We start from the raw sequence: 13380 nt of genomic DNA on the forward strand, positions 1-13380 counted from the left end.
ATACGGTCACTGCATGACGAGCGCATCGGACGGCCTGAGGACGGAGCGCGGGCTCGACCGGCTCGTGAACTTCACCGACGCGACGGTCGCCATCGCGATCACCTTCCTCATTCTCCCGCTCGTCGATGTGGTCGAGGAAGGCGGCTCGGCCGACCTGGGGGCCCTGCTGTCGGGTCACTACGGCACGCTGACGGCGTTCTTCATCACCTTCGCGGTGATCGGCCGCCTGTGGCTGGTGCACCACGCGGTGTTCGAGGGAGTCGCCCGCTACTCCCCCGCGCTCGTGACGGCGAACTTCGTCTGGATGGCGGCGATCGTGCTGCTCCCCTTCGCCGCGAACCTGCTCTCGAACGTATTCGAGACGGATCCGTCGGTCTTCGCGCTCTACATCGGGACGATGATCGTCGCGAGCACGGCGACCCTCGCGATGCAGCTGATCCTCCGTCGCGACCCCGAGCTGCTCGCTCCGGGTGTGGACCCGCTGCGCTCCGCCTCCCGCTCCGTGATCGTGATCGCACTCCTCACCGCCGCCCTGGTCCTCGCGGTGACGGTGCCGGCGGTGAACATGTTCGCGCTGCTCCTGCTGCTGCTCTCCGGCCCGATCGAGCGGATCGTGCACCGGCGCCGGTCACGGGCGTCGCTCCGGCAGGTCCGCACGGAGCGCGGACTCGACCGCCTCGTGAACTTCTCGGACGCCACGGTCGCCATCGCGATCACGATCCTCGTGCTGCCGCTCGTCCAGCTCGCCCCCGAGATCGCGAGCGACGGCGGAGGCATCGGTGCGCTCCTCGACGAGCACGTGGACTCGCTGCTCGCCTTCGCCCTGTCGTTCACGCTGATCGCCGTGTTCTGGGTTCCGCACCACCGCGTCTTCGAGCTCGCGGGCGACTACGACGCCGGTCTCGTCTGGCTCGATCTGCTCTGGCTCGCCTCGATCGCGTTCTTCCCCTTCACGACCAGCGCGCTCGCGCAGCTGCCCGACTCGCGCGCGACCATCGCGCTCTACATCGGCACCATGGTGGTGATGAGCGGAGCGCTGGTGCTGATCGAGCGGCACCTGCTGCGACGGCCGGGGCTGCTGCGCGACGGAGTCGGTCCGGTCCGGCTGACGAGGGCGCTCGTCCCCTTCGGACTGCTCTCGCTCGCTCTGGCGCTGGCACTGCTCCTGCCTGCGATCGGGCTGTGGTGGCTGCTCCTGCTCACGCTGCAGAGGCCGCTGTGGTTCCTGGCCGCCCGCCGAGGCGAGCGCTAGCCGAGGCGGGGAGCGATGCGCTCCGCGACCGTGCGGAGGATCCTCCGGTGCGATTCGACTCCGCCGACCGCGGGCAGGGTGATCGTGAGTGCGTCCGCTTCTGCGAGCGCCGGATCGGCGTTCAACGAGGCGACGATCTCGTCGACGCCGCCGAGGTGGAGCGGGCTGAAGCGCATCGGCGCCGCGATGATCGAACGGTCGGCGGTCCGGGGGCGGCCGTCGTCGTCCATGCGGGCGAGGTAGCCGTCGATGAAGGGGCGGTGCGCCTCCTCGTCGGCCGCGTCGAGCAGCGGGAGCACGATGCGCCCGGCGGTCACCCGGGAGGTCCGACCAGGGTGCGCGGCGGCGAAGGCCTCGCGGTAGGCGCGGATCTGCGCGGCCTGCTGCTCCGCGAACGGCAGACCCGTCTCCTCCGTGTTGAGCGTCGAGACCTGGAGGTGCATGCCCTGCTCGCCCGCGCGTACCGCCGACGCGGTGGTGCCGGCGCCGTACCAGAGGCGGTCGGCGAGCCCGGGGGCGTGCGGCTGCTGGATGAGGGGGTCTCCGACGGGCACCGACATCAGCGCCGACTCCGCGATGCCGAGCGTCGCACCCGAGAGGGCGTCGCGGAGGCGCTCGATCCGCTCCTGCGCCTCGGCCCGGAACTCGCGGTCGGCCTGGCCGAACACGCCGTCGAAGACCGAGGAGAGGTGCGCGAAGCCGCCGCTCACACCGAGGTCGAGCCGGCCGCCCGAGAGCAGGTCGACGGTCGCCGCGTCCTCGGCCAGCCGAACGGGCGACTCGTAGCGCGCGCCGATCACGGCAGTGCCCAGGCGGAGGCGGCGCGTGCGCTGCGAGGCGGCCGCGAAGAAGGTCATCGGCGAGGCCAGGAAGCGCTCGAAGTGCCGCACCCGCACCCAGCCGGTGTCGTAGCCGAGCTCCTCCGCGAGCTCGAACAGCGCGAGGCCGTCCTCGAGGCTGCGAGCGGCGTCCCCCGGCTTCTCGGGGCCGTCCGGGTACGGCACGAAGGTGAGGAAGTCGAGTCCGAGGGTCACCCGATGACGCTACCGCGCCTCCCGCGAACGACGAATCGGCCGGGGCCCGCTGCCGCAGCAGAGGACCTCGACCGATTCGAGCGGAGGAGTGCTTACAGCGTGGCGAAGACCTCGCGCAGCAGGTCGGCCGTCTCGGACGGCGTCTTGCCGACCTTGACGCCCGCGGCCTCGAGGGCCTCCTTCTTGGCCTGAGCGGTGCCCGCCGAGCCGGAGACGATCGCGCCGGCGTGGCCCATCGTCTTGCCCTCGGGGGCGGTGAAGCCCGCGACGTAGCCGACGACCGGCTTCGTGACGTTGGCCTTGATGAAGTCGGCGGCGCGCTCCTCGGCGTCTCCGCCGATCTCGCCGATCATCACGATCGCCTTGGTCTCGGGGTCGGCCTCGAACGCGGCGAGCGCGTCGATGTGCGTCGTCCCGATGATCGGGTCGCCGCCGATGCCGATCGCGGTCGAGAAGCCCAGATCGCGCAGCTCGTACATCATCTGGTAGGTCAGGGTGCCCGACTTCGACACGAGGCCGATCGGTCCCTTGCCGGTGATCGTCGCGGGGGTGATGCCGACGAGCGACTCCCCCGGGGTGATGATGCCCGGGCAGTTCGGCCCGATGATGCGGGTCTTGTTGCCCTTCTCCTGCGCGTACGCCCAGAACTCGGCCGAGTCCTGCACCGGGATGCCCTCGGTGATCACGACGAGGAGGCCGATCTCGGCGTCGATCGCCTCGATGACGGCGTCCTTCGAGAAGGCGGGCGGGACGAACGCGATGGAGACGTCGGCGCCGGTGGCCTCGATGGCCTCCTTCACGGTGCCGAAGACGGGGAGCTCGACGTCGCCGTGGGTGACGGTGGTGCCGGCCTTGCGGGCGTTCACGCCCCCGACCACGTTCGTGCCGGCCTTGAGCATCAGCGCGGTGTGCTTGGTGCCCTCGCCGCCGGTGATGCCCTGGACGATGACCTTGGAGTCCTTGTTGAGGAAGATCGACATGCTTGTTCTCTGATTCCTTGAGTCGTCGGGATCGTTACGCGGCGGCGAGTGCGGCGGCCTTGTCGGCGCCCTCGTCCATCGTCGCGGCCAGGGTGATGAGCGGGTTCGCGGCGGCCTCGAGGATCGCGCGGCCCTCCTCGACCTTGTTGCCGTCGAGGCGCACGACGAGCGGCTTGGTCGCCGAGTCGCCGAGGATCTCGAGGGCCTGCAGGATGCCGTTGGCGACGGCGTCGCAGGCGGTGATGCCTCCGAAGACATTGACGAAGACGCTCTTGACCTGCTCGTCGCCGAGGATCACGTCGAGGCCGTTCGCCATCACCTGGGCGGAGGCTCCGCCGCCGATGTCGAGGAAGTTGGCCGGCTTCACGCCGCCGTGGCGCTCGCCCGCGTAGGCGACGACGTCGAGCGTCGACATGACGAGCCCCGCGCCGTTGCCGATGATGCCGACCTCGCCGTCGAGCTTCACGTAGTTGAGGTCGTTCTCCTTGGCCTTCGCCTCGAGCGGGTCGGCGGCGTCCTTGTCCTCGAGAGCAGCGTGCTCGGGGTGGCGGAAGCCGGCGTTCTCGTCGAGCGAGACCTTGCCGTCGAGCGCGACGATGTCGCCCTCCTCGGTGAGGACGAGCGGGTTCACCTCGACGAGGGTCGCGTCCTCGCCGGTGTAGACGTCGTAGAGCGTGACGAGCACGGGAGCGACCTTGGCGATCAGCTCCTCCGGGAACTTCGCCGCACGGGCGATCTCCTCGGCCTTGGCGAGGTCGATGCCCTGGCCGGGGACGACCTCGACGCGCGCGAGGGCGTCGGGGCGCTCGACGGCGAGCTGCTCGATCTCCATGCCGCCCTCGTAGGAGGTGAGCGAGAGGTAGGAGCGGTTGGCCCGGTCGAGCAGGACCGAGAAGTAGAACTCGCGGTCGATGCGAGCGCCGCCCGCGACCATCACGCGCTTGACGATGTGGCCCTTGATGTCGAGTCCGAGGATCGACTGCGCCGCCGCGAACGCGTCGTCGGCGGTCTTCGCGACCTTGACGCCGCCGGCCTTGCCGCGGCCGCCGATCTTCACCTGCGCCTTGACGACGGTGACGCCGCCGAGCTTCTCCGCGGCCGCGCGCACCTCCTCGGGCGTATCGGCGACGATGCCCGGGAGCACGGGGACGCCGTACTTCTCGAACAGATCACGGGCCTGGTATTCGAAGAGATCCACGCTGCATTCCCATTCCGCGCCGAGCGCGCTTGCGTTTCGAGTCCGGAGGTGGCCCGGATCGCCGCACGTGACGGCACGGTCCTGGGCCGCGCCGAGTCTACTCCGCCCTCTCCGAGCGGTTCCCGCGCGGCGTAGCGTGGGAGCGTGCCCTCCCCCGCCCGTCCCTCCGCACAGCGCGACGTCTTCCGCGAGGGCGTGTTCCTCGTCGCGGGGGCGCGGGCGATCCTGCTCCAGGTCGCGCACCCGTCGGTCGGCGCCGGCGTCGCCGAGCACTCCGACTTCGTGCACCGCGCCCTCGGCCGCCTGCACGGCACCCTCAGCTACCTCTACGCGCTGCAGTACGGCTCGGAGGAGGACGTGCGGACGGTGCGAAGGCGCGTGAACCGCGCGCACGTCCCGGTCCGAGGCGCTCGCTACACCGCCTTCGACCCCGAGCTGCAGCGCTGGGTCGCCGCGACGATCACGCAGTCGATGCTGCAGCTCTACGAGGGCGCGTTCGGGCGGTTGACCACGGAAGAGGCCGACGAGATCGTGCACCGCTCGCGGGTCGTGGGCACGGCGCTGCAGATGCCCGAGGAGCTGTGGCCCGCCTCCCGCGCCGACTTCGACGACTACTGGGAGGCGGAGGTCGGTCGGCTCGAGGTCACCCCCGCAGCGAGGAGGGTCGCGCGCGACCTGCTCGGCGGCGGCATCGCGGCCTGGTGGCTGCGCCCGGTCGGCCCCTATCTCCGCCTGATGACGGCGGGGCTCCTGCCCCCGACCGTCCGCGCGGGCTTCGGCTTCCGCTGGTCGCCGCTCCAGGAGGCGCGGTTCGACCGGGCGCTCGCCCGCACCTTCGCGGTCTACCGGCTCCTGCCCGCCGCCGTCCGCACGGCGCCGAGCCGCTACTACCTGGCTCGCGTGCGCGCCGAGTCGCTCAGAAGCCGGGCGTGACCCTCCAGCCCGCGTACGCGGAGAGCTCGAGCCCGAGCGCCTGAGCCGCCGCGCGAGCCTCCTTCTGACCGCGCTCATCGCGGACGTCCACCGTGATCGGCACGCTGTCACCGAAGCCCGCGACCGAGACGCGAGCGGTGGTCGGGCCGCTGTAGAGGGGGACGTGCGCACCGGCCGTCCGACCGCCCACGACGCGTGATCCGGTCGCCTCGGCGATGATCGCGAGCGCGAACGGAGCCGTCACCACCGCGTCCGTGTACAGCGCCGCCTCACCCCAGTGCCGCCCGTCGTCACCCATGCTCCGACTGTACGTCGCACTCCCGCAGAGCCGCCGAGAAGCACTCCCGCTGAGCCGCTGAGAAGCACTCCCGCTGAGCCGCTGAGAAGAGGAGGATGACAGCGACGTGGCACTCGATGAGGAGGCGCAGCATGGACGCGGTCGTGATCGGAGTCAGCGGTTCGGATCGGAGCGTCGACGCCCTGCGCTGGGCACTCGACTTCGCCCGCGCGCATCGGTCGCCCGCCGATCTGGTCGCGGTGGTCGAGCCGGTGCGGGCTCGGCTCTCCGGTGCGGATGCGGAGCACCGGCGTCGGGCCGGCGACGTCCTCGAGGAGGCCCGCGTCCTCGCCGCCGCCGAGTTCCCCGAGGTGCGCGCGCGGGTGCGGCTGCTCGAGGGCGACCCGGTTCACGTGCTGGCCGACGCCGCTCCCGCGGGCGCACTGCTGGTGCTCGGCGCTCACCCGCTCGCTCGACGTGGAGGGGCGGTCAGCGCTCCGATCGCCGTCCGCGTGGCCGCGGCCTCGCGCTCGGCCGTCGCGCTCGTCCCCGGCCCGACGGCGGAGCCCCGGGTCGGCGTCGCGGTCGGAGTCGACGGCTCCGAGGTCTCGCTGGAGGCGATCCGGCTCGCCGCGATCGAGGCCGACCGCCTCGGCGAGCCGCTCCTCGCTCTGCACGCGTGGCAGCTGCCCGGCGCGTGGGCCGACTCGGTGCCGGTCGAGAGGATCGTCATCGACGCGATAGAGGAGGACGAGAACCTGGTGCTCGCCGAGTCGCTGGTCGGCCTCCGCGACACGTGTCCCGACCTCGAGGTGCGGCCGATGCTCGTCCGCGGCGACCCGGTCGAGCGGATGACGGCTCTCGCCGCGTCGAGCCGCCTGCTCGTGGTGGGGAGTCACGGGCGCGGCGCGTTCCTCCGCCTGCTGCTCGGCTCGGTCAGCCACAGCCTGGCGCTGACGGTCCCGGGGCCTCTCGTGATCCTCCGGCACCGCTCGCTCACTCGCTGAGCATCCGATGCGCAGCGCTTGAACGGCGCGGGGGCCGGATCTACCGTGAAGGACCGCGCACGTCGACGACGACTGGAGCCACCATGAGCATCACCGAACCCCGATCCGCCGAGGCTCCCGTCGTTCCCCCGCCCTCGACCGGGTTCGGCTCGGTCTCGGTCGCGGCGATCCTCTCGGAGGCTGCGCGCCGCACCCCGACCACGATCGCGGTCCGCGTCGGCCCCCTCGCCCTCGACTACGCCACCCTCTGGGATCAGACCTGCGCCTACGCCGGAGCGCTCCGCGCCCAGGGCATCGGCCCGGGCGATCGCGTCGCCCTCCTGATCCCGAACGTCCCCGACTTCCCGCGCGGCTACTTCGCCGTGCTCGCGCTCGGCGCGGTCGTCGTTCCGGTCCACGCACTGCTCAAGCACGACGAGATCGCGTACGTGCTGCGCGACTCCGGAGCGAAGGCGCTGATCTGCGCCGCACCGCTGCTGAGCGAAGGCGCCGCCGGTGCGGCTCTGGCCGACATCCCGGTGCTGAGCGTCATGGTTCCGGACGACGCGGGCACCCCGTTCACGCGCCTCGAGGATCTCGCCGCCGAGGCCGAGCCGATCGCGGGCTACGTGCCGCGCTCGCCGTTCGACACCGCCACGATCCTCTACACCAGCGGCACGACCGGGCGCCCCAAGGGAGCCGAGGGGACGCACTTCGCGATCGTCTCGCAGTCGGACGTGCTGCTGATGAACACCTTCGACCTGCACCAGGGCGACGTGGTGCTGGGCGCCCTGCCGCTCTTCCACACCTTCGGCCAGGTCTGCGCGATGAACACGGCGTTCCGCACCGCGGCGACCGTGGTGCTCGTGCCCAGGTTCGACGGCGATGCGGCGCTCGAGGCGATGATCGCGCACGGCTGCACCGTGTTCGAGGGCGTCCCCACGATGTACGTCGCGCTCCTCGACGCGGCGACCCGGCGCGCCGACCGCCCGCCGCTGCGCTACGCGGTGTCCGGAGGCGCGGCGCTGCCCGTCGCAGTCATCGAGCGGTTCCGCGAGGTGTTCGGCGTCGAGATCTACGAGGGTTACGGGCTCACCGAGACCTCCCCGGTCGCGACCTTCAACCACGTCGGAGTCCCGCCGCGGGCCGGCACCGTCGGCACGCCGATCTGGGGCGTCGACGTCGAGGTCGCACGGCCTGAGGTGACCGACCGGGTGGAACTGCTCCCCCGCGGCGAGCTCGGCGAGATCGTCATCCGCGGGCACAACCTGATGAAGGGGTACCTCGGCAATGCGGCGGCGACGGCGGAGGCGGTCGTCGACGGCTGGTTCCGCACCGGCGATCTCGGCACGAAGGACGAGGAGGACTACATCCGGATCCTCGACCGCACGAAGGACATGATCATCCGCAACGGCTACAACGTGTACCCGCGCGAGGTCGAGGAGGTTCTGATCGGGCATCCCGCCGTCGCGAACGCCGCCGTCTTCGGCATCCCGCACGACACCCACGGCCAGGAGATCCTGGCGGCCGTGGTGCTCGGCTCCTCCGCCTCCGCGAGCGCCGAGGAGCTGATCGCCTACGCGAACGAGCACCTCGCCGCCTTCAAGTACCCGCGCCGCATCGAGTTCGTCGAGGCGCTGCCGCTCGGCCCGAGCGGCAAGGTCCTGAAGCGCGAACTGGTGGCGCGCTATTCCTGAGCCCTGCGGTTGATCCACGGCCCCGAAAGGGGGGAGGGCGAAACGGCGGGGCACGCCCATGCTGAGGCGACTCTCCGACGAAAGCAGACCGCCATCCCTCTCCCCGTGCACCGTCGCACTTCGCTCGCCGTCGCCTCCGTGCACTCCGTCCGTCCTGGTCGTCGCTCGTTCGCGACGAGGGGAGTCCTCGCCGTCGGTCTGCTGCTGAGCGTTTCAGCCTGCTCCTCAGGCGAGCCGGCTCCGGACGCGCCGGCGGCCGCCCTCGCAGCCGAGAGTCAGCGACCTGTATCGACGCCCATCGCCACTCCGACGCCCACCCCGACGGTGGTCGTCACCACCGAGACCGTCGTCGAGACGGCCGTCATCCCTCGCGCGGCCCGCACGGAGGACGACCCGAACGCCGATCAGGGTACGAGCACCGTCGCGGTCGGTGCCGACGGTGTGCTCACTCGCACGTTCGAGGTCGTCAAGCACGACGGCACCGAGGTCTCCCGCTCCCCGATCTCGGAGGCGGTGACCACTGCCGCGGTCGATGACGTCACGCGAGTGGGCACCCGTGTTCCCCCGCCTCCGCCCGCGCCGGAGCCCGACACCGCTTCCGGCTGCCACTCGAGCTACACCGGCGCTTGCGTCCCGATCGACACCGATGTCGACTGCGCTGGAGGCTCGGGCAACGGCCCTTCGTACGTGCAGGGCCCGGTCACCGTCATCGGCCCCGACGTCTACGACCTCAATCGCGACGACGACACCATCGCCTGCGACTCCTGACCCGCGCCTCCGCGAGTATCTGAGCGGGTACCCACTACCCGCAGCGCCGCGCGCCCGAGTGGAGACTCGCGCCGAGGATCAGCCCAGCAGCGACCAGACGACGGAGGCGAGCACCACCCCGACGAGACCGCCCGCCACGACCTGAGCGGGCGTGTGCGCACCGAGGCGCACGCGCGACCAGCCCGTCCACAGCGCGATCGGCACGGTGACGAGCAGCGACCAGGGTCCGTAGGCGATCAGCACCACTACCCCGCAGGTCGCGACGACGGCGGCGTGGCCCGAGAGCTTCCAGGCCAGGTTGACGACTCCCACGGCCACGACCACCGCGACGGTCACGAGACCGAACGTCGTCACCGCCGGAGGCGCGCCGAGCGCGGCGAGCAGCACCAGCCCGGCGGCGATCGAGACCAGCGCGAGGCCGATCGGCAGCGCGCGCTCGCGCCGGTCGGGCACGTGGTGGTCGCCGCGGATCCGGCCCGTGCGCATCAGCAGCCGGATCACGAGGTAGGGCAGCACCCCCACGAACAGGGCGGCGAGCGCGCCCCACGCAACGCCGAGCAGCGGAGGATCCGCCACCCTGGCACCGACGACGACCGGCACGAGCACGGCCAGCACCGGCGGCGCGAACACCTCCGTCGCGATCCGCGCCGCGAGCGGCCCGCGGGTGTCACCGCTCATCGGCGGCACGACCACGGGCTCCGACCTTCTCGGGAGCTCAGAGCTTCTCGGGAGCTCAGAGCCTCTCGCGAACTCAGAGCTTCTCGATCGGCGCGACCTTGATCAGCAGCTTCTTCGCACCGACCTGGTCGAACAGCACGTGAGCGACCCGCTTGCTGCCCTCACCGGTCACCGCGTTCACGCGGCCCTCGCCGAAGTCGGTGTGGCGGATGCGGTCGCCCGCGATCAGCTCGAGATCTCCGTTGTCGCGGACCATCCCGGTGATGCGGTTGGGGAACTCGCCCTTGGCCTTGGGGGCCGCGGCGAGCGCCTCGCGGAACTCGGCGTTCGAGCGCGACTTGCCGAACCCGGGCCGCTGCGCGTTGAGCGCCCGCGGCTGGGTCCCGCCGCGCGACGTCGCCGCCCCCGGGGACTGCCGCCACTGGATCAGCTCGGCCGGGATCTCCTGCAGGAACCGGCTCGGCATCGCGACGGACGTCTCGCCGTACTGCGCACGCGTCATCGCGAGCGAGAGGTAGAGGCGCTTGCGCGCCCGCGTGATGCCCACGTAGAAGAGCCGCCGCTCCTCTGCCGGGCCACCCGGCTCGTTCGCCGAGATGCGGTGCGGCAGCAGGTCCTCCTCGATCCCGGTGAGGAACACGGCGTCGTACTCGAGGCCCTTGGCCGTGTGCAGGGTCATCAGCGACACGGTGCCGGAGTCGTCGTCGAGATCGTCGGCCGCCGCGACGAGCGACACCTCGGTCAGGAAGTCGACCAGACCGCCATCGGGGTTGTTGCGCGCGAACTCCTTGGTCACGGCGATGAGCTCGTCCACGTTCTCGGCCCGCGCCTCGTCCTGCGGGTCGCGGCTGGCGCGCAGCATGTCGATGTAGCCGCTGCGGCTGAGCAGCGACGAGAGCACCTCGTGCACCTTCGCCTCACCCTCGGGCCGCGAGGGGTCGAGCATCAGCGCGCACTCGTCGAGGAGGGTCGCCAGGTCGACGATCGCCTTCGTCACCTTCGGACCCATGCCCAGCGAGCCGGCGTTGCGCATCGCCTCGCGCAGCGTGACCGCGTTGGTGTCGGCGAACGACTGCAGCTGCGCCTCCGTCGCCGGCCCGATGCCCCGCTTGGGCGTGTTCATGATGCGCCGCAGCGCCAGCACGTCGGCCGGGTTCGCGACGGTGATCAGGTAGGCGAGCGCGTCCTTGATCTCGGCGCGCTCGTAGAACTTGGTGCCGCCGAGGATCCGGTAGGGCAGCGCCGAGCGGATGAAGATCTCCTCCAGCGCACGGGTCTGAGCGTTGGTGCGGTAGAACACCGCGATCTCGTCGTAGCCGGTGCCGGCCGCGTGGATCCGCGCGATCTCGTCGACGACGAACTGGGCCTCGTCGTGCCCGGAGTAGCCCGTGTAGCCGATGATCTTCTCGCCGTCGCCGCTGGCCGACCAGAGGTTCTTGGCACGGCGGTCGAAGTTGTTCGAGATCACGGCGTTGGCCGCCGAGAGGATGTTCTGGGTCGAGCGGTAGTTCTGCTCGAGCAGGATCACCCGGCACCCGGGGAAGTCGCGCTCGAATTCGACGATGTTGCGGATGTCGGCGCCGCGGAACGCGTAGATCGACTGGTCGGAGTCGCCCACGACCGTGAGCGAGGCTCCCGGGATCGAGCCGTCGGCCGTCACCGGGCCGCGGTACGGGCGGTCGAACTGCGCGGCGTCCATCGTCGCCCGCGGCACCGGCCGGGTGAGCTCGTGGATGAGCGAGTACTGCGCGTGATTGGTGTCCTGGTACTCGTCGACCAGCACGTGGCGGAAGCGCCGCTGGTACTTGGCCGCGACGTGCGGGAAGGCGCGGAACAGGTAGACGGTCTGCGCGATCAGGTCGTCGAAGTCGAACGCGTTCGCGCTCTCGAGGGCACGCGAGTAGGCGCGGAAGACCTGGAGGAACATCTCCTCGTTGGGGTCGCTCATGTTGGCGGTGCGCGCGTACGAGTCGACATCGGCGAGCTCGTTCTTGAGCTTCGAGATCTTGGCGGAGGCGCTCGCGACGGTGATCCCGAGAGAGTCGGCCTCGAGGTCCTTCACGATGCGCTTGAGCAGCGCACGCTGATCGCCGGAGTCGTAGATGGTGAACGACGAGGTCATTCCGAAGTTCTCTGCCTCGCGGCGCAGGATCCGCACGCACGCGGAGTGGAAGGTCGAGATCCACATCCCCTCGGCGCTCGCGCCGACCAGCTTCTCGACGCGCTCGCGCATCTCGGCGGCGGCCTTGTTGGTGAAGGTGATCGCGAGGATCTGGCTCGGCCACGCCTCCGCATTGCCGAGGAGGCTCGCGATGCGCCGGGTGAGCACGCTGGTCTTGCCCGACCCCGCGCCGGCCACGATCAGGAGCGCGTCGCCGCGGTACTCGACCGCCTCGCGCTGCTGCGGGTTGAGCCCCGCGACGAGCTTCTCGTGAGCGGGGTCGGTGCGCGGAGCGTCGCCCTCGCGGCGCGCGGGGACGCCGACGACGACGGGGGTGGCGCGGGAATCGCTCGGATCGAAGAGGAAGCTCATGGCCCTTCGAGTGTAGATCGGACCTCCGACACCGGAGGCGGCGTCAGGCCGACCGCGGGCGCGTGATCGGGGCCGTCAGCGACCCGCCCACGTCGATCCCGCGCCAGGCGACCGAGAAGCCGACGACGGCGACCGTCGAGGTCGACACCGCGAGCAGCTGGAGAAGCGCGAACGCGGTCAGATCCTTGGTGTCATCCGGGTAGTACTGGATCCCCTGGACGGCGAGCGCACCGAGCACGAGCACGACGACGACCGAGCAGACGACGAGCAGCCGGTTCACCCCGCGCCGGGTCGAGCGCCGAGGGGCCCGGCCCACCTGCGCCCGCCCCGAGAGCCAGGCGCACGCGACGGAGGCGGACGCCAGCGCCACCAGATCGGCCCCGAGGACATCGCTCGCGCGGTGCCACGACGCAGCCATCGTCAGGTTCCCGACGAGCACCACGACGGCCCCGCCGAGGAGGAGGACCACCGTGCGTGCACGGGCCGGCACCACCATCGCCAGCGCGAACACCACCGAGATCGCGGCGGCGGTGTGCCCGCTCGGGAAGCTGCCGCCGGTGTACCAGGCGTCCGTCTCGACCAGGATCGGCCGGTCGAGAACCACGTTCTTGAGGAGCTGCGTGAGGCCCGCCGTGAGCACGATGGAGGCGACGGAGGCCAGTGCGAGCGCGGGGCGCCTCCGGATCAGAGCGATCGCGGCCACCAGGACCGCGCCGCCGAGCATGGAAGCGGGAGTGACGTCGGCGAGCGCACCCGCCGCGGTGCCCGTCGCGCGACCGAAGACGAGATCGGCGCCGCGCAGCCCGGAGTTCTCGGCCGCCTGGCCCTGCGGTGTGAGGACGGCGAGCCAGTAGACGGCCGCGACTCCCAGGGCCGCGAGGACGGCGAAGGTGATCCACCGACGGGTGATGCGCGCACGGGTCGTCACGGGCGGGCTCCTCTCCCTCGTGTGGCTGCGCCGGCGACGCAGTCGGCCCGATGATGCCAGCGGAGCCTCCCCGTTGCCTCCGCACGCGCCGCGAGGCGGCCGATCAGCGCCGGGAC

General features: G+C 71.3%; 12 protein-coding genes. 5 read left to right on the forward strand and 7 right to left on the reverse strand.

Going from position 1 to position 13380, the window contains the following annotated elements:
• Positions 1-13: 13 nt before the first annotated feature.
• Positions 14-1252, forward strand: coding sequence for a TMEM175 family protein (locus tag ASG06_RS19330; RefSeq protein ID WP_162238987.1), 1239 nt, complete (start codon positions 14-16; stop codon positions 1250-1252).
• On the opposite strand, the gene ASG06_RS00650 is transcribed toward ASG06_RS19330, so the two are convergent.
• From ASG06_RS00650 to sucC, 3 genes are all read right to left on the reverse strand, one after another.
• Complete coding sequence (locus tag ASG06_RS00650) at positions 1249-2286, reverse strand: LLM class flavin-dependent oxidoreductase (protein ID WP_056037121.1); 1038 nt, start codon at positions 2284-2286, stop codon at positions 1249-1251. The two genes, ASG06_RS19330 and ASG06_RS00650, sit on opposite strands and share 4 nt — an antisense overlap.
• Before the next feature lie 92 nt (positions 2287-2378).
• Positions 2379-3266, reverse strand: a complete 888-nt coding sequence (sucD, locus tag ASG06_RS00655; protein WP_056037124.1) for a succinate--CoA ligase subunit alpha — start codon at positions 3264-3266, stop codon at positions 2379-2381.
• A gap of 34 nt (positions 3267-3300) precedes the next feature.
• On the reverse strand, positions 3301-4464 hold the full coding sequence (gene sucC, locus ASG06_RS00660; protein ID WP_056037128.1) for an ADP-forming succinate--CoA ligase subunit beta: 1164 nt from the start codon (positions 4462-4464) through the stop codon (positions 3301-3303).
• Between the two features lie 144 nt (positions 4465-4608).
• Between sucC and ASG06_RS00665 the strand changes: the two genes are divergently transcribed.
• Positions 4609-5397 (forward strand): oxygenase MpaB family protein, encoded by a 789-nt coding sequence (locus ASG06_RS00665; protein WP_056037131.1) that lies wholly within the window; start codon positions 4609-4611, stop codon positions 5395-5397.
• Here the strand turns inward: ASG06_RS00665 and ASG06_RS00670 are convergent.
• Positions 5381-5695, reverse strand: a complete 315-nt coding sequence (locus tag ASG06_RS00670) for a hypothetical protein (RefSeq protein WP_056037133.1) — start codon at positions 5693-5695, stop codon at positions 5381-5383. The two genes, ASG06_RS00665 and ASG06_RS00670, sit on opposite strands and share 17 nt — an antisense overlap.
• A gap of 131 nt (positions 5696-5826) precedes the next feature.
• Here ASG06_RS00670 and ASG06_RS00675 point away from each other — a divergent pair, with 131 nt between their 5' ends.
• The 3 genes from ASG06_RS00675 (at position 5827) to ASG06_RS19335 (ending at position 9125) form a co-directional block, all read left to right on the forward strand.
• On the forward strand, positions 5827-6681 hold the full coding sequence (locus tag ASG06_RS00675) for a universal stress protein (protein WP_056037136.1): 855 nt from the start codon (positions 5827-5829) through the stop codon (positions 6679-6681).
• An 83-nt stretch (positions 6682-6764) separates the two neighbouring features.
• A complete protein-coding gene (locus tag ASG06_RS00680) occupies positions 6765-8357 on the forward strand; it encodes a long-chain-fatty-acid--CoA ligase (protein WP_056037138.1) in 1593 nt (530 codons plus the stop codon).
• A 105-nt stretch (positions 8358-8462) separates the two neighbouring features.
• Entirely contained in the window at positions 8463-9125 is a 663-nt protein-coding gene (locus tag ASG06_RS19335) for a G5 domain-containing protein (RefSeq protein WP_231727574.1), read from the forward strand.
• A gap of 78 nt (positions 9126-9203) precedes the next feature.
• Here ASG06_RS19335 and ASG06_RS00690 read toward each other — a convergent pair whose 3' ends face one another.
• From ASG06_RS00690 to ASG06_RS00700, 3 genes are all read right to left on the reverse strand, one after another.
• Positions 9204-9803 carry a phosphatase PAP2 family protein gene (locus tag ASG06_RS00690; protein WP_156465816.1) on the reverse strand — a complete coding sequence of 200 codons (600 nt, stop codon included), beginning with the start codon at positions 9801-9803 and terminating at the stop codon, positions 9204-9206.
• A 73-nt stretch (positions 9804-9876) separates the two neighbouring features.
• A complete protein-coding gene (locus tag ASG06_RS00695) occupies positions 9877-12336 on the reverse strand; it encodes an ATP-dependent helicase (protein ID WP_056037143.1) in 2460 nt (819 codons plus the stop codon).
• Positions 12337-12379: 43 nt separating this feature from the next.
• Positions 12380-13264, reverse strand: coding sequence for a phosphatase PAP2 family protein (locus tag ASG06_RS00700; RefSeq protein WP_056037146.1), 885 nt, complete (start codon positions 13262-13264; stop codon positions 12380-12382).
• Positions 13265-13380 lie beyond the last annotated feature (116 nt).

The organism is Rathayibacter sp. Leaf185, assembly GCF_001423885.1.
GTDB lineage: Bacteria > Actinomycetota > Actinomycetes > Actinomycetales > Microbacteriaceae > Rathayibacter.